Raw genomic sequence first — 16,192 nt, forward strand, 5'->3', positions numbered from 1 at the left:
AATCATTACAATTTATTCAAGATAAGTTATAATCAAAAATGATACACAAAAAATATTTTTAAAAAATTATAAGTCGACGATCTCAGTTCCTTTATCAGTAAATTTGATTACCCCTAGTTTATAAAGAAAACCTAATAACTGTTTGAACTGTTTTTTGCTCATCCTGAATTCTTTTTTGATGTCATTGGGATGTGATTTATCATTGAAAGGAATAAAACCTCCTTTCTTCTTAATGAGCATCAATAAAGTTTTAGCCTTTTTATCAATATCGGTTTCGTCATAGCCAGGTTTAGACATAGTCAAGTCTAATTTACCATCAGGTCTGATTTTAGAAACAAATCCTTTTTGAACTTTCCCTAATTTAATATCACCATATATTTGGTTTTTATATAGCAATCCTAACCATTTCCTATTTACAATACATTCATATCCAAGTTCGACTTCCTGTGCAATATACATAAACACTTCTTGTCTTTCCTCAAAGTTTGAAATATCTGTTGATAAAAATTTATTCAGCTTTGAACTAGCAAAAACCCTTCCTGTTTTCCTATCTAAATCAATATATACTGTATATTTTCTTTTTTTTCTCATCTGCATAGTAGCAGACTGTTCAGAAAATGGTACAAATAGATCTTTAGATATACCCCAATCTAAAAAGGCTCCATTTTTATTAGTGTCTTTACATTCTAAAGTAACAAATTCACCTACTATACCATTGGGCTTTTCATGTGTACCAACCCAACGTCTTTCACTATCAGTATAAATAAAGACAGTGGTGTACTCTCCTACTTTTAATTCTTCATTAGCTAAGCGAATTGGCACAAAAACATCTCCTTCCTCATGGGTTAAGAAATATCCAAAATCTGTGATTCTCGCTACTTCTAATTCATTGTATCTTCCAACGAGTAATTTACTCATAATTAATTCCTATTTTTTGTAATATTTTTTTAAAATCTTCAGGAAGTTCAGCTTTTATTGATATCTGTTTTCCTGAAAATGGGTGTATAAAAGTATATGAAAGAGCATGTAACCATAAGCGATCTAACTCAAATTTCTCTAAGAACATATTATTATGACGATGATCTCCATATCTTCTGTCACCAATAATAGGATGATTTTCTCCTCTTAAATGTAATCTAATTTGATGCGTCTTTCCTGTAAAAGGTCTAGACTTTACCAACGTATAACGTGCAGTTTGATAGTTTCCAACTGGGATATCCAGTTCTACCCTCGCTAATGGTTGAATAAAAGTTTTCGCTGATTTATATACCTTATCATATCGGTTTTTTATGTCTTTCTCACAAAGTTTTTCTTCGCAAAGGTGACCTCTTACCAAAGATAGGTATAGTTTTTCAACTTCCCCCTTCTCATTGTTTAATTGTTGAAACTTAGCACTTGCTTCTGATGAAAGTGCAAATATTAAAACCCCTGAGGTTGCCCTATCTAATCGGTGACAGGGATATACATGTTGCCCTATCTGATCTCTTAATTGAAAAATAGCAAATTCACTATCTCTCCCTGTAATTTCTGACGGATGTACCATCAAGCCTGAAGGCTTATTGATGGCTATATAATGGTCATCTTGAAATAAAATATCCAACATTTATTAAAAAGACATAAAGATGATGATATTTTAAAACTAAATAGTACAATTGAACGTAACTAAATAGTAACTATATTTGCATATCGAACAAATATAATAGGTATTCATAGAGCTTTAAAAGAAAAGATCTTATTATACCTAAATAAACGGGATTAGTAACAAAGCAAAGATGTTAAAAATAATATTAATATTACTTGTTATCGGTTTTCTTTTCAAACAATACTCTAGAGTTATCATTAAATTTTTAATGGGAATTCTAGCTAAAAGATTAATGAAGTTACAGAAAAACCAAGCAAGAAACTTTCAACAACAAGAGAATTTTCAACAAGCTCAACAACAGGGTAATACTGTTGGACAATTCGAAAAAGCAATTAAAGTAGATGAAGATATGACAATTTTCATCCCTAAAAAGAAAAAATAAACGACGACATAAAAATGGCTCATGTGGAAACACTGAGCCATTTTTCATTTAATTTAAGTATAAGATACCTACTTGAACTAAACCAATTAAAAAGCCTAAAACTGCCCCCATAATCTCAATAAAGGTCAACTCAGATTTAATAACTGCCATAAGTAAATCTTCAAATTTTTCATCAGAAAAATCCATCACCTTTTCATAAACTACTTGTTCAATACTAATTGAACTAATATTATTTCCAATATCCCCCATCAGTTTAGGAATCATCTCGTCAACCGATTTTTCCATACCTGTTCTAATCTGATCAATGATCGCATCACCACCAAACATTTGAAGCATAGGAGCAAATTGAACTGCTTTTTCATCTACAAATTCATTCACCCTCTTCATTATACTCTCCCTTAGTTTCGATTTATTTTCTTCTGTATCTAGTTTTTCAACAATCATCTCAGGAGTAAATAAATCTTTTTCAACAATCACTCCTAGCCTTCTCGCCAAGGTTTCTTTTCGCCTTGGAAATACACCATGTAAAGTAAATAAGCCTAGATTGATTGGCTTTCTAGGGTGAAACAACATTTTAATTGCTACATAATTGGTTATCCATCCAATACCTGCTGATATAACAGGCAATACCCACATCAAATAATTCATGATCTACTTTTCTATTATATTTTTTAATGTTTTGTATAATTTAGCGGTCGGCAAACCCATTACTGTAAAATAGGAACCATTAATTTTTTCAATAAAAGCCATTCCAATCCACTCTTGAATACCGTAAGCCCCTGCCTTATCAAAAGGCTTTTTATTATCAATATAGTATTCCATTTCATTATGGGAAATTTCATTAAAATGAACTTCCGCTTTATCAGTAAATGAAATCGTTTGATCTCCCTTTTTGATTACTACAGCAGTGTACACATAAGAAATACCATTAGAAAGTGCACTTAACATTTCTAATGCCTCCTTTTTATCTTTTGGCTTTTCTAAAACTAGATCATTAACAACAACTACAGTATCAGAAAATATTACGATGGTTTGATTATCAATATCATCAAACGCACTTGCTTTTAAATGAGCAATATGTTCGGCCACTTTTTCTGGAGATAAATTAGAAGGGTATTTTTCATCTACCTCACGTACTTCAATAGAAAATTCAATATCCAAACCATTCAAAAGCTCTGCTCTTCTCGGAGATTTTGATGCTAAAATTATGTTATAATCTTTTGTCTCAATCATTTATAAATTATTAAAATATGATATAACCCCAAAGATAACTTTATCCACTAAAAGTTTTGGATCGTTTTCTAATATTTCAAATGAATGCTTTATTTGATCGCCCTCTAAAATCTTTATTTGCATATTTATACCATCATCTGTTTTATGGTATTTACCTTTTATTTGAAATACATTTTCACCTTTAATATAAGGACTAAATATAAATGGGTTGTATCTATTGTTTTTACTCTCTGACCTTATCAATAACTGTTTATCAATTTTATCAGCGAACTCTAATTCATCAATCCATGTAGACTCCTCTTCGAACTGAGTTGCTCTAATTCTTGGTATATTATTATTTAAATCAATATTATTTTTAAGTTGATCCGTTACTCTACCTATATCAAAACTATCTCCCCCATTAGGAATTCTCATTTCAGGCTGCTGAAAGGCTCCAAATCGTTCTGCTAGTCTTGGAACTTCATCGACAGCATTACCAAATAACAATTGGACGTCCACAAATTCTCCTTTTCTAAGATTACCTGTTTTAAAATAATCTAAAATTGAGTAGGTCAATAACCCTTGACCATATAACGTAGACTCATAACTTACTTTATCCGCCGATGCTCCAGCAAGTAAATACATTCCAGAACGACTTCTAACTCTTTCTAAAGCTCTTAGCCTTACCGACTCCTCGTCTACATTTCTAACAGCCAAAATCGTTTCGGCAAACTGACCTGCATTACATGCATCCATTATGAACACTTGTCGGGTTACAGGCATTTTCTTCATCCAATCCAACCACTCTTTTCCTGAAATACAATAATTGTTTCTAATCTCTTCTTCCTCTATATCTGCCGTAATCATATCCTTTGTTAGAAAATAGAAATCTTCTTCTCCTGTATTGAATTTTTTGGACATTCCATGCCCTGCCATGAAAATGAACAAGACATCGGAAGGCGTCATCATTTTACTTAAAGAATCGAAAGCTGCTTGTATATTTTCTTTTGAAGGTTGATTTTGAGGTTCGGTTTCATCTGTTGTTAAGGTTGTTATTTTCACTCTATTTGTTCCAAATAACTCTTCTGCAGATGTCTTAACAGCTTCAGAAATAGACGTAGCATCTTTTGCTGCATACTTTAAATCCAATGATGATCCACGATAATCAGATACCCCAATGACAATTCCATAGAAATTAGGTTCGGCTGTATTTTTATTATCACGGTGTTTAATTGTAAGTCCTCTACCGTTTAAAGACCCTTCAGTATTTTCAACAATTACAGTAATATCATTTAGATGCTCTGAGGTAAATAAATAATTGATACTATCTAAAGGGACGATATATCTTTCTTTTCGCCTTCCATTAACAAAAGCAGATTGAATGAAATTGGTTTTATAATTAGATATATCATCCAATACTTCTTTACCATTAACAAGCACACCTACTTTTCCAATTCCTCCACCTCTATCGGTGACATCAATTATTAATTTATTATTTCGTTTTTGAGTTTCTGCTTCTGGAAAAAGAGCTATTTCATTAATAATCGGAACTTGTCTTAGAGGTTCTCCAGTAAATAGTTTTGTAGCTAAACCTGGTTCCCAATACATATTTTGTAATTGATTCAGCTCAATAATTTCTTGATTTGCTACATAATATAGATCATTGATATTAGATTCTGACGCATCGAATAAGCCAGAGAAATGTTCTACCATCCAACCCGTTTCTCCATTAATATAGACACCTCCATATTTATTATTAGACTCAAGATCCCATATATTTATGCTAAAATCATTGGATAAAGTAAGGAAAACCTGCTTCCCTTTAAAATCGGCTAATTGTAAAATATCATTCGCATTCTGAGAGTAATCAAAAACTACAGAAGAAAGGTCATTAGTGTAAGATCTCAATACTCCATTTTGTCCTCCAACTAAGATGTATTGATCATCATAAGTAAAAACTGTACTCTGAACAGGTTCTTCAATATCAACAGAATGTATTACTTCGTAAGTCTCTGCATCAATTAAAGTAAGTTTATGTTTACCACCTATGATAATCTTATCTTCTTTCTGATTAAATTTTATAGACTTTATATACCAATCATCTGCATTAATAAGTTGGGTATCATTTGTTGTCAAATCAATTATACCAATTTTTCTATTGGATAACGCAAAAACAATCTTTGAACCACTATTATTTGTAGTAACACTTGTAATTGGATAATAAGAACTATATACTTTTGATGGTAATTGAGTATCAAAATCAAAAGTAAAAACATCGCCATTCTCATCAGAGAAAACTATTAAATGATGACTTAAAGAAAAAGCATGTGTAATAGATGAAGTATGTTTATAAGAATCATGCTTTTGATAATAATTACTTGGGTTCCAGAAATTGATAGTTGAATCTAAACCACAACTCATTAAAAACCCATTTGTCAGGTACCTTAAATAGGTGATTTGATCATCATGTGCTTCCCATTTCTTTAGATCTTTCCGAGAACCAAATTCCCATAATTTAATATCACCTTCATGGGAAGACACAGCGATATCTCCACTGTTTTTTGAGATGGTAAAATCAGTTGCTTTAGAAGTAACAGGTTTCCATGAACTTAATACTTTGAGATTTTTCACATCCCACATTTCAATGTCACCATTTAAATAGGATACAACTCCAATTTCACCTGTGGTGCTAAAAGCTGTATCTCCTACACCCTCTTTTTCTAAATGTGTGTTTCTAGAAAGATGCTTATTCTCTATTGTATAGAAATATGCATGATTACCAGTAGTAGTTACAATTAGCATATTATTCTGTTGAGAGTAGCTAATATCTTTCACTCCTGAACCATCAGGAATAATATCAAGCTGATAGATGGAATCGTTTTTTGTATCCCACCCAACTAAAGATCCATCCCAACTTCCGCTTACTAATAAATTTTGATTTTTAATGTATACTAAACCTGATACCCAATCATTGTGTAGTTTTCTCTTTGCTTTTAATCTTTTTGAATGTGGATTCCAAACCTGAACTTCTCCCTTAAAATTCCCAATAAAAACATTACTTGATCTTTCGATGGTTAAAAATCTTGATATTCCATCAGAAAAATTCTCATTCCAGTGATAAGTCTTATTATCATCATCTGTTTGCCAATCCCAATGATAAATATTTCCAATAGAATTTATATAAATAACCTTTTTATTCTCAAACCTCACCTCTTGTACAGATTCTTGTAGGTTTTCGATTTGATCTAAAAGTTCTCCTGTTTTAGTAGACCATACCCGAACTTTATGATCTAAACCTGAGGAAACTATATATTGATTATCAGAAGATAACGATATATCTGTGATACCTATTTCATGCGCATTTATAGTTTTGATAAGTCTTTTCTGACCTACATCCCAAAGTTTGATCTTTCGATCATCACCTGAAGAAATTACAATATTACCATCAGTAGAAATATCCAAAGCTGTCACAGCTCCTAAATGACCTTGAGAAAAAGTCAATGCAATATTATTTTGACAGAAAGCAGCTGGTAAACAAAAAAAGAGACTTATGTAAACCATAAGTCTCAATTTTAGTATATTATTTTTTATGATTGATCTCATATATGATTTACTTATTAATAGTAAATATACAAGTATCAAAAGATTTAGTCGAATTACTTAGTGAATTTTTCCCACAATCTTTCGTGGAAATAATATAGAATCATTTTCGAAAAAACTTCAATACTACCAATCGAGATCGCTAAAGTAAGTTCACCCGTGATAAAATATGAAATTACCATAGTATCTATAGTACCAACTGCTCTCCAAGATACTGACTTAGCAATACTTACCCATTTAGGCTGCTTACGTTTTCCTGTTTTTTCAGCCTCTAAATCAGCCTTTCTCTGAACTTTCAGTTTACGTTCTATTAATTTATCTGCTAACATGTAAGATTAATTTATACAATTATCCTTTTAGTCTACCAATTAAGTAGGCAATATTAAACATTACATTCGTATAAACAAAATGTAAAGCAATAAGTTGAATAATTTTCACATCTAGTATTTAAATTTATCTTGAAAAAATTGTATAATTCAATGTATTTGACTTAATTAACAATCATAAACAAAACGACCTCTTCTTTTAAATTGCTACAATCTCTTCAAACTAATGAGAAAAAGAAAAAACTACCCTGGTGAAGTACGTGTGTTAGGTACTAAAGATTATGGATTAATACTTGGTAGCTTAATGAGTTACAGAAATCAACTTCTCAGAGAGAACGATCCTTTTAAGCTTGCTTTTATAATCAAAAAAATGGCAGAAAAGCTGCAAGAACTTGATTATAAACACGCTTCTGAGTTAACTCTTTCTAAGTTAGGTATGAAAGAATTAAATGGAACATACTCTATCACAGATAAAAGAAAAGAGGATGTGGTAAATATTGCCAATCGTTATTGGAGAATGGGTAAAAAGAAACACGAAGCAGCAAAACTTAAGATAAAAAATTCAGAATTAAAGCAACAAAGCAAATTATCATCTAAAAAATCAACAAAGAAGAAAACAGAAGTATTAGAAGCATAAACATTACCTCGCTCTTCTCTTTGATTTAATTATTCATCTATCATGCTCATAAAAATACAACTAAAAAATTCTCCTAATCAGGTTATCGTAGACGATTATGTTTACGAGCATCTTAGCACCAATCCTTATTTACAAAGTATTGATTTCATCTATAATTTAAGAGAACATTCTTCGGGCAGGGCTGTATTTCAAAAATCATGGAGACAAACAAATGGTAAATACAAAACAGATACTATCTATTTACATAAATACATAGCAGAAAATTTCTTAGAAAAAAAAGATGATAAAAATGCCAGTCTAATCAGAATCATTAATGGCAATAGATTGGATTGCAGAATAAAGAATTTGACTTATGCGAATCGTTCTGAAATCAAGAGAAATACAAGATCTACTGTTAATAGAACGGGTTACATTGGAGTTTTAAAAGAGAAAAACAGATATAAAGCTGTTATTTACAAAGATAGAAAGCCCATTTTTATTGGTTCTTTCAAAAGTGCTGAAGAAGCTGCGTTAGCATACAATAAAAAATCAATGGAGCTGTTCGGTAAAACCAGAAATTTGAATAAAATAAGGCCTGTCTCTACGGAAGAAACTAGTGAAGAGCTATCAAAATAAATATACCTTACTAACTACTACTCTATAGAGAAGTCAATTTGACTTCTCTTTTTTTATGCTGTAAATCCTATTACCATTACATCATCTACTTGTTCTTCATCACCTTTCCAAGCTTGGAATTGGGTAGATAGAAACTGTTTTTGATCTTTAACAGGTAATTGATAACATGCTTCCAATATTTTCCTAAAGTTAGGGCTCTTCAATTTTTTACCTTTAGGGCCTCCAAATTGATCTGCATAACCATCAGAATAAAGATAAAACATCTTAGATTTATCAAAATCATGTATGTGTGTTGTCACTTGAGAAAAAGAATAAACACCTCCCACACCTCTTTGTGCACTCTTGACAATTTGATGCCCTTCTGCATCCACAATAGTCATACTCATACCTGCTCCGGAGAATTTAATGATATTCTTTTTTGTATCAATAAGACAAATGGCAATTTCCATCCCATCTGTATTCCCAGACTTTTTCTGTCTAAGCATACTTGACAACCTTGCATGAAGTTCTTCTAATATCTCAGATGGCTCAAATATTTTCTGAGAATCTACGATATATTCTAATGCAGTCTCTCCAACCATACTCATAAATCCGCCAGGTACTCCATGTCCGGTACAATCGGCTGCAATTAATATCCCTTGGTTTAAAGAAACTTGTTTGAACCAGTAAAAATCTCCTGATACGATATCCCTGGGGTTAAATAACACAAAAGAGTTAGGTATTAATTGTTTTACATAAGACCAATTAGGCAGAATTGCACTTTGAATCCCTTTAGCGTAATTGATTGAATCCATCATATCTTGAGATTTCTCTTTTAATAGAGTATTTATTCTATTTATCTCAATGGATTGCATTTCTAACTCACTCTTTTGATGTTTTAATTTACTATTTACTACTTTTTTATTTTTGTTTTCTACAAATAAGAAATAGACAAATAGTGCTAAAGTAAAGATGAGGATAATAGCGAATATCAAGATAATAGTTTGACGTTCTAAAATGATTTCATTTATCTCTTTATCTTTCTTAAGTATTTCGTTCTCTTTTGTTCTTTGTTCAACGAGGTATCGTACATTCATTTCAGCTAATTTCATTCTCACCTCTTCGTTGAAAACAGAGTCTTTATATAATTCGATTTGATCGTCGTATTCTAATGCTTTTCTGAAACGTCCTCTAAGCCTTTCAATATTTTTCAACTCTATAAAAGCATTTAAAGCCATATGTTTTAAACCTGAGTTCACACAAATAGCAGCCGCTTTTTTTCCATAAAAATTGGCTTTCTCAAAATTTCCTTTTTCTCTATGAATTACAGCAATATCTGTAAGTGTAGATACCATATTATCGGCATCATGAAGGTTTTGTTCATTTAATAGTAAAGACGACTGAAGATATTGTAAGGCTTTTTCTATGTGCCCCATTTCTAGATAAACTTTCCCAATGTCAGCATACGAGACGATCTGACCATATTTATCATCTGATTCTTCTCTAATTAACAATGCTTTTTTAAAGTAACTAACAGCGTTATTAAATAATTTAGAACCTTGATATACTCTACCGTAATTTGTATCTATATAAGCAAGAATTCTATCATCATTTAATTGATTTGCAATTACTTCTGCCAATTCAAGATGTATAGTTGCTTCGTCATAATGTTCTTGATATATATTGACACTTGCAATATTTATATGAGCATAAGCTTGATCTTCTAATGAATTTATGCCTTCAGATTTCTCTAGAGCCAACATAAATAATTGCATTGCTCTTTGATACTCTCCTTTGTTTCTTAATGCTATACCTTGGTAAGAGATCCCTCTGATTTCAAAAAAGTCCAAATCCGCTCTTTTACTTAGATCCTCTGAAATTTTAGCATATAAATAGGCATTATCTGGAGATACATTTCTGTTTAGCCATGATAATTCTAAGGCAGCACTTATTCTTAAAGAATCAGAAATCTCCTGCTTTTCAAATATTCTCATTAAGCTATCAAATTTAGGTACTTGATAAGTTTTCTGAGGATAGCAAAATGTAAAAGCTGTAGGCAGAAAAATCAGTAAAAAAAATAGTCGTATGTTAGACATGTAAAAAATGATAGATCTTTTGGAGTTAAAAAAAGCTTTATAAAAAAAGCTAGTCCAATATATGAACTAGCTTCAATTATTTCAATAAAAAGGGTATTTATCCTTTTCTTTCAATTGCTTTCTTTGCTGCTTTTACAATATCCTTAGCAGTCAAACCGTATTTCTCCATCAATTGAGCTGGAGTTCCACTTTCACCAAATGTGTCATTTACTGCAACAAATTCTTGAGGCACTAAATGATTTCTTGTTAATGATGAAGCTACAGACTCTCCTAAGCCACCAGCAATTTGATGCTCTTCTGCAGAGACAACACAACCTGTTTTCTTCACTGATTTAAGAATTGCTTCTTCATCCAATGGTTTAATGGTGTGAATGTTGATGATTTCTGCTGAAATACCTTCTGCTTCTAAAGCTTCTCCAGCTTGAATTGCTTCCCATACTAAATGACCTGTAGCAACAATTGTTACATCTGTACCTTCATTTAACATGATTGCTTTTCCGATTTCGAATTCACCTTCTGGCATAAATACTGGAATCGAAGGACGACCAAATCTTAAATAAACTGGACCGTCATGCTTTGCAGCTGCGATTGTTGCTGCTTTTGTTTGATTGTAATCACATGTATTGATTACAGTCATATGAGGCAACATTTTCATCATCCCGATATCTTCCAATACCTGGTGAGTAGCACCATCTTCTCCTAGTGTCAAACCAGAGTGAGAAGCAGCGATTTTTACATTCTTCTTAGAATAAGCAATAGACTGACGAATTTGATCATATACTCTAGAAGTAGAGAAGTTCGCAAATGTCCCTGTAAATGGAATTTTACCTCCAATAGTCATACCTGCAGCTACATTTATCATGTTAGCTTCAGCGATACCCATTTGAAAGAATCTCTCTGGGAAATCGTTTTTAAATGCGTCCATTTTTAGAGAACCTGTTAAGTCAGCACAAAGTGCTACTACGTCCTCGTTCATTTTTCCAAGTTCATGTAAACCCGCACCAAATCCTGAGCGAGTATCCTTTTTCTCTGTGTATGTGTACTTCTTCATTTGTGTATTTGAAGTAAAAAATGATTCTTTCAAATAAATTCGGTTACAAATCTAAGGTTTGTCTTGATGTTGACAAAATTATTTCACCAACAAAACCGTATATTGTCAAAATGATGTATAATGAAACATTCAGAACCCCTATAAAGGCACCTATTTATGAGAAAAAGATCAATTATAAATCAAAAATTTTAAGTATTGGATCTTGTTTTTCTTCCAACATTGGTGAAAAATTAAAAGAATACAGGTTTAATATCCTATCAAATCCTTTTGGAACTCTATTTAATCCTATCAGTATTCATCAAAACTTACGCTCCGCTTTACATACTTCTTCTTTAAATAATGACCACATAATTTCAGAAAATAATTTTGTAAAAAGCTTAGATTATCATTCGGACATCACCTCTGAAAGCACGGAAAATTTTCATCAATCTATCTTAGAAAAAAACTTGTTAGTCAAAAATCAAATGGACGATTTAGACTTCTTACTCATTACTTGGGGGTCATCATTTGTTTTTGAATACAATAAGACCAAAAAGATAGTCGCGAACTGTCATAAATTACCATCAAAAGAATTTACTCAAAGATTATTATCTCCAGAGGAAATTGTTCTTTCCTTTGATGAATTATTATCCTTTTTACCTAAAAAGACTACTATACTTTTAACTGTTTCCCCTATTCGACATTTTAGAAATGGCTTAACAGAAAATAATCTAAGTAAATCTATTTTGAGATATACAAGTCATATCCTAGAACAAAAATATAGTAATGTAAGTTACTTTCCCTCTTTTGAAATCATGACTGATGAATTAAGGGATTATAGATTTTACAAGGAAGATATGGTACATCCTACTGACCAAGCTATTCTGTACATATGGGATTATGTAAAAAATAGTTTATTTAATGATTCAACAAAATCTGTTATGGAAAAATGGGATAAAGTACTAAGAGGTGTCAGACATAAGCCTATCAACCCCGATTCGGAGGCTCATCAAAACTTTTTGAAGAAAATGATCACTCTATGTGAATCTATTAATGAAATTGAAAAAGACGATTTAATTTTAAGTTTAAAAGAACAAATTGTAACGCCTAAATCACATTAAGAATCATTTAGTGAATAAAAAGAAGATAACTATTATATAATTATGTTTTTGTGAATACATAAATCAAATTGTGAATCGTAAGTAAAATACAACATTAAAAATGAAAAAAATATTATTCACCTTTTCTTTATTTTTTAGTATAGTTTGTGCTTCACATGCACAATTTACTGAGGATAAACCCAAATTAGTAGTAGGCATTATTGTCGACCAAATGAAGTACGATTACATCTCTAGATATTGGGATAATTTCGGAGATGATGGCTTCAAAAAATTAGTCAATGAAGGATATTTTGTAAGAAACGGGCAATATAATTATGCTCCAACGGTAACGGGTCCCGGGCATGCTTCTGTTTATTCTGGTACTTCTCCTGCTTATCATTCAATTGTTCAAAATCATTTTTATGATCGTGAAAAAGGAAAATCTGTATACTGTGTAGATGATGAAAGATATGAAACAGTGGGTGCAGAAGGGAATTATGGTAAAAAATCTCCATATCGTTTAGCTGTTACTAATTTATCTGATGAATTAAAATGGGCTAGTAACTTTAGATCTAAAGTAGTTACTGTGTCAATAAAAGACCGCTCTGCTGTTTTACCTGCTGGTCACAAAGCTGATGGTGCTTATTGGTTAGATGACAAATCAGGTAACTGGATTACTTCATCTTTCTATATGAAAGAACTTCCTGAGTGGTTAAGTGAAATGAACTCAGCAAAAAAACGTCCTATTGATGAGTACATGAAAGGTAAATGGGAATTATCTTTACCTATCGAAAAATATACTGCATCCATGCCGGATGACAATGCATATGAATCATTAATGCCAGGTAAAAAGACGCCTACATTTCCTTATGATTTGAAGAAAATGTTAGCTGCTGATAGAGTTCGACAAAAATCAGGAAAGAAATATGATTTACTAAAATCAACTCCTTATGGCAATACTGTTGTTACTGAAATGGCAATGAAGATTGTAGATAACGAAAACATGGGTCAAGACAATTTCACTGACTTATTAGGCGTCTCATATTCATCAACAGATTACGCAGGACATGCTTTTGGACCTCAAGCCATTGAAGTTGAAGATATGTACATCAAATTAGACCAAGAAATTGCCACTTTAATTAATCACTTAGATCAAAAAGTTGGTAAAGGTAAATATGTAATTTTCTTAACTGCTGATCATGCTGGTGCTCAAAATACTAATTTCATGAAGAATGAAATGAATTTTGAAGTTGAAAACATCAAAAGTAAAGACGACAGTAAAGTGATTACCGATTACTTAGTTAAAAAATATGGCGAAGGAAAATGGATAGTTAGTTTCTATTCTGGAAGTACTTATCTAAATAGAGATCTAATTAAGGAAAAAGGGTTAGACCTAGAAGAGGTACAACTTGCTGCAGCTGAAGCACTAATGACAATGCCACAGTATGCAAATGCTATTATTGGTAAAGACTTAGAAAGAAATGAGTATACATTAGGATACAAAGGATTGATTTATAACGGATTCAACCCTCACTATTCACCAGATGTTACAGGCGTTTTAAAATCTCATTTCATGGATTACAAAAAAACGGGTACTTCTCACTTTTCACCATTTAAATATGATACTCATGTACCGATCATGTTTTATGGTTGGAAAATTGAACATGGATATACTCATGCACCTCATACAGTGACTGAGATTGCTCCAACAATTTGTTCATTCTTAAATATGACTTACCCTTCTGGATGTTATAGCGATCCTATCCTATTACCATTAGAAGATGATGACGATAATGACTAAATAATTAGTCAATAAAAAAGTGGTGATTTCAGTTATACTAGAAATCACCACTTTTTTTATGCTATACCATTTAGGGTTAACACAAATAATTATCGACCAAAGCTTTAAATTCATCAATTTGATTATCTACCCAACCCTCTTCTTTCTCTAATAAATCAGAAATATAAACTGCTACCTCTGGTGCAGCTTCTAAACTGGATTTAGCATCAAAAAGTAAACTTCTAGTTCTTCTTGATAAGATATCTTCAACAGTTCTTGCTTGTTCATTGATAACGCCCCAATGTACTTCTGCCCATCTATATGGAAGCTTTTCATGTATTGGTTTTCCTAACTCAGGTTTTTCAGCGATCAACTCCTCAATTTTATGAAGATCATTACCATATACACTTCTAACATCTAGACGATCAACTCCTTTTTTATAACCATGTAATAAAACATCTCTAGTGATGCACTTCACTCCTATATCTTCGTTCTTTTTCTCCATAAAATCAACAACATCTTCCGCCATTTGACGATATGTAGTCCACTTTCCTCCAACAACAGTAATTAAACCAGATAAGCTTTTCACAATTTTATGAGATCTTGATATCTTTTTTGTATCCTGATCTGTCGATTTCATAAGGGGTCTAAGACCAGCAAACACCGCCTTAACATCTTCCCTTTTAGGTTCCTTATGTAAATATTTTTTAGCTGTTTTTAGAATAAACTCGATTTCTTCTTCTAAAGCAATTGGCTCTGAAGACACTTCATCCATAGGAGTATCTGTAGTACCCACTACAATTTTATCGTACCAAGGCACTGCGAAAAGTACACGACCATCATCCGTTCTTGGAACCATAATCGAAGAGCTACCTTTTAAAAATTCTTTATCTAAAATAATGTGTACTCCTTGTGAAGGAGAAACTGTTGGTACAGCATCTACATTATCCATCTTTAAAATCTGATCAACAAAAACACCAGTAGCATTTATTACATTGTCTGCTTTTATATCAATTATTTCATTTGATTCTTGATCTTGAACCGTTACTCCGATTATATTTCCTTCATCCTTGAGTAGTTCAGTCACTTTCATGTAATTAATAATATCACCCTCGTAATCATTAATTGTTTGCATCAAAGTGATTGCTAATCGAGCATCGTCAAATTGACCATCATAATATCTCACTCCCCCCATTAACCCTTCTTCATTTAAATTAGGAATTAACTTTAAAGTTTCTTCTTTTGATATCATTTCTGATGGACCTAATCCTAATTTCCCTGCCATGACATCGTACACTTTCAAACCAGTTGTGTAAACAGGAGCATCCCACCAATCATAAACAGGTACTATAAATTTTTGATCATGAACAAGATGAGGTGCATTTTCTTTCATCAAACCTCTCTCTCTCAAAGCCTCTCTCACCATGCTAACATCACCTTGCTTTAAATATCGAACACCTCCATGAGCTAATTTTGTACTTCTACTAGATGTTCCTTTTGCAAAATCTAATCCTTCAACAAGTAATGTTTTATATCCTCTAAGAGTCGCATCTAATGCTGTTCCTAGACCTGTAGCCCCACCACCAATTACAATCACATCATATTTTTCAGTATTCTTTATCTGTTCTATTATCTTTATTCTTTTTTCCATATGTCTTTATTTATTAAGATTCTCACTATAATTTAATAAGAAACGTTAAGTATGACATATTTTTTTCTAATTTTAAAACAAATTCAACTGATTTTTAGTAGTGATCGTAAGATATCGACTATTTTGAGGTTATTTTTCAAAA

The 16,192-nt window shown here is 31.8% G+C and carries 14 protein-coding genes; 5 read left to right on the plus strand and 9 right to left on the minus strand.

Features of this window, described 5'->3' with window-relative positions; translation table 11 throughout:
* Positions 1 to 66: 66 nt before the first annotated feature.
* Together NH26_RS04395 and NH26_RS04400 are read right to left on the minus strand one after the other, a co-directional pair.
* Positions 67 to 918 carry a CvfB family protein gene (locus NH26_RS04395; RefSeq protein WP_044222106.1) on the minus strand — a complete coding sequence of 284 codons (852 nt, stop codon included), beginning with the start codon at positions 916 to 918 and terminating at the stop codon, positions 67 to 69.
* Positions 911 to 1,603, minus strand: coding sequence for a pseudouridine synthase (locus NH26_RS04400; protein WP_044222110.1), 693 nt, complete (start codon positions 1,601 to 1,603; stop codon positions 911 to 913). Before NH26_RS04400 ends, NH26_RS04395 begins: the two co-directional genes overlap by 8 nt.
* Before the next feature lie 247 nt (positions 1,604 to 1,850).
* Between NH26_RS04400 and NH26_RS25360 the strand changes: the two genes are divergently transcribed.
* Positions 1,851 to 2,024, plus strand: coding sequence for a hypothetical protein (locus NH26_RS25360; RefSeq protein ID WP_199880227.1), 174 nt, complete (start codon positions 1,851 to 1,853; stop codon positions 2,022 to 2,024).
* Positions 2,025 to 2,072: 48 nt separating this feature from the next.
* Here NH26_RS25360 and NH26_RS04410 read toward each other — a convergent pair whose 3' ends face one another.
* The 4 genes from NH26_RS04410 to NH26_RS04425 form a co-directional block, all read right to left on the minus strand.
* On the minus strand, positions 2,073 to 2,672 hold the full coding sequence (locus NH26_RS04410) for a DUF445 domain-containing protein (protein WP_044222116.1): 600 nt from the start codon (positions 2,670 to 2,672) through the stop codon (positions 2,073 to 2,075).
* 3 nt (positions 2,673 to 2,675) lie between these two features.
* Positions 2,676 to 3,257 carry a Maf family protein gene (locus NH26_RS04415; RefSeq protein WP_044222119.1) on the minus strand — a complete coding sequence of 194 codons (582 nt, stop codon included), beginning with the start codon at positions 3,255 to 3,257 and terminating at the stop codon, positions 2,676 to 2,678.
* Complete coding sequence (locus NH26_RS04420; RefSeq protein WP_044222122.1) at positions 3,258 to 6,797, minus strand: caspase family protein; 3,540 nt, start codon at positions 6,795 to 6,797, stop codon at positions 3,258 to 3,260.
* Between the two features lie 95 nt (positions 6,798 to 6,892).
* On the minus strand, positions 6,893 to 7,165 hold the full coding sequence (locus NH26_RS04425; RefSeq protein WP_044222125.1) for a DUF2061 domain-containing protein: 273 nt from the start codon (positions 7,163 to 7,165) through the stop codon (positions 6,893 to 6,895).
* 223 nt (positions 7,166 to 7,388) lie between these two features.
* Here NH26_RS04425 and NH26_RS04430 point away from each other — a divergent pair, with 223 nt between their 5' ends.
* Positions 7,389 to 7,799, plus strand: a complete 411-nt coding sequence (locus NH26_RS04430) for a hypothetical protein (protein ID WP_044222128.1) — start codon at positions 7,389 to 7,391, stop codon at positions 7,797 to 7,799.
* A gap of 42 nt (positions 7,800 to 7,841) precedes the next feature.
* Entirely contained in the window at positions 7,842 to 8,414 is a 573-nt protein-coding gene (locus tag NH26_RS04435; RefSeq protein ID WP_044222131.1) for an AP2/ERF family transcription factor, read from the plus strand.
* 53 nt (positions 8,415 to 8,467) lie between these two features.
* Here NH26_RS04435 and NH26_RS04440 read toward each other — a convergent pair whose 3' ends face one another.
* Positions 8,468 to 10,387, minus strand: coding sequence for a tetratricopeptide repeat protein (locus tag NH26_RS04440; protein ID WP_158021883.1), 1,920 nt, complete (start codon positions 10,385 to 10,387; stop codon positions 8,468 to 8,470).
* Between the two features lie 199 nt (positions 10,388 to 10,586).
* Entirely contained in the window at positions 10,587 to 11,540 is a 954-nt protein-coding gene (locus tag NH26_RS04445) for a transketolase family protein (protein ID WP_044222559.1), read from the minus strand.
* 20 nt (positions 11,541 to 11,560) lie between these two features.
* On the opposite strand from NH26_RS04445, the gene NH26_RS04450 reads away from it, so the two are divergent.
* Together NH26_RS04450 and pafA are read left to right on the plus strand one after the other, a co-directional pair.
* Complete coding sequence (locus NH26_RS04450) at positions 11,561 to 12,640, plus strand: GSCFA domain-containing protein (protein ID WP_052431947.1); 1,080 nt, start codon at positions 11,561 to 11,563, stop codon at positions 12,638 to 12,640.
* Positions 12,641 to 12,740: 100 nt separating this feature from the next.
* Positions 12,741 to 14,420, plus strand: coding sequence for an alkaline phosphatase PafA (gene pafA, locus NH26_RS04455; protein ID WP_044222138.1), 1,680 nt, complete (start codon positions 12,741 to 12,743; stop codon positions 14,418 to 14,420).
* A 76-nt stretch (positions 14,421 to 14,496) separates the two neighbouring features.
* Here pafA and NH26_RS04460 read toward each other — a convergent pair whose 3' ends face one another.
* Complete coding sequence (locus NH26_RS04460) at positions 14,497 to 16,050, minus strand: glycerol-3-phosphate dehydrogenase/oxidase (protein ID WP_044222141.1); 1,554 nt, start codon at positions 16,048 to 16,050, stop codon at positions 14,497 to 14,499.
* Positions 16,051 to 16,192 lie beyond the last annotated feature (142 nt).

The sequence above is a fragment of the Flammeovirga pacifica genome (assembly GCF_000807855.2).
GTDB lineage: Bacteria > Bacteroidota > Bacteroidia > Cytophagales > Flammeovirgaceae > Flammeovirga > Flammeovirga pacifica.

What these genes read in the sequence shown, in the direction of transcription:
- NH26_RS04420 (WP_044222122.1), bottom strand. Translation starts at nt 6,797, where the DNA reads ATGGTTTACATAAGTCTCTTTTTTTGTTTACCAGCTGCTTTCTGTCAA.
- NH26_RS04410 (WP_044222116.1), bottom strand. Translation starts at nt 2,672, where the DNA reads ATGAATTATTTGATGTGGGTATTGCCTGTTATATCAGCAGGTATTGGA.
- NH26_RS04445 (WP_044222559.1), bottom strand. Translation starts at nt 11,540, where the DNA reads ATGAAGAAGTACACATACACAGAGAAAAAGGATACTCGCTCAGGATTT.
- pafA (WP_044222138.1), top strand. Translation starts at nt 12,741, where the DNA reads ATGAAAAAAATATTATTCACCTTTTCTTTATTTTTTAGTATAGTTTGT.
- NH26_RS25360 (WP_199880227.1), top strand. Translation starts at nt 1,851, where the DNA reads ATGGGAATTCTAGCTAAAAGATTAATGAAGTTACAGAAAAACCAAGCA.
- NH26_RS04400 (WP_044222110.1), bottom strand. Translation starts at nt 1,603, where the DNA reads ATGTTGGATATTTTATTTCAAGATGACCATTATATAGCCATCAATAAG.
- NH26_RS04425 (WP_044222125.1), bottom strand. Translation starts at nt 7,165, where the DNA reads ATGTTAGCAGATAAATTAATAGAACGTAAACTGAAAGTTCAGAGAAAG.
- NH26_RS04435 (WP_044222131.1), top strand. Translation starts at nt 7,842, where the DNA reads ATGCTCATAAAAATACAACTAAAAAATTCTCCTAATCAGGTTATCGTA.
- NH26_RS04395 (WP_044222106.1), bottom strand. Translation starts at nt 918, where the DNA reads ATGAGTAAATTACTCGTTGGAAGATACAATGAATTAGAAGTAGCGAGA.
- NH26_RS04440 (WP_158021883.1), bottom strand. Translation starts at nt 10,387, where the DNA reads ATGAGAATATTTGAAAAGCAGGAGATTTCTGATTCTTTAAGAATAAGT.
- NH26_RS04460 (WP_044222141.1), bottom strand. Translation starts at nt 16,050, where the DNA reads ATGGAAAAAAGAATAAAGATAATAGAACAGATAAAGAATACTGAAAAA.
- NH26_RS04430 (WP_044222128.1), top strand. Translation starts at nt 7,389, where the DNA reads ATGAGAAAAAGAAAAAACTACCCTGGTGAAGTACGTGTGTTAGGTACT.
- NH26_RS04415 (WP_044222119.1), bottom strand. Translation starts at nt 3,257, where the DNA reads ATGATTGAGACAAAAGATTATAACATAATTTTAGCATCAAAATCTCCG.
- NH26_RS04450 (WP_052431947.1), top strand. Translation starts at nt 11,561, where the DNA reads ATGATTCTTTCAAATAAATTCGGTTACAAATCTAAGGTTTGTCTTGAT.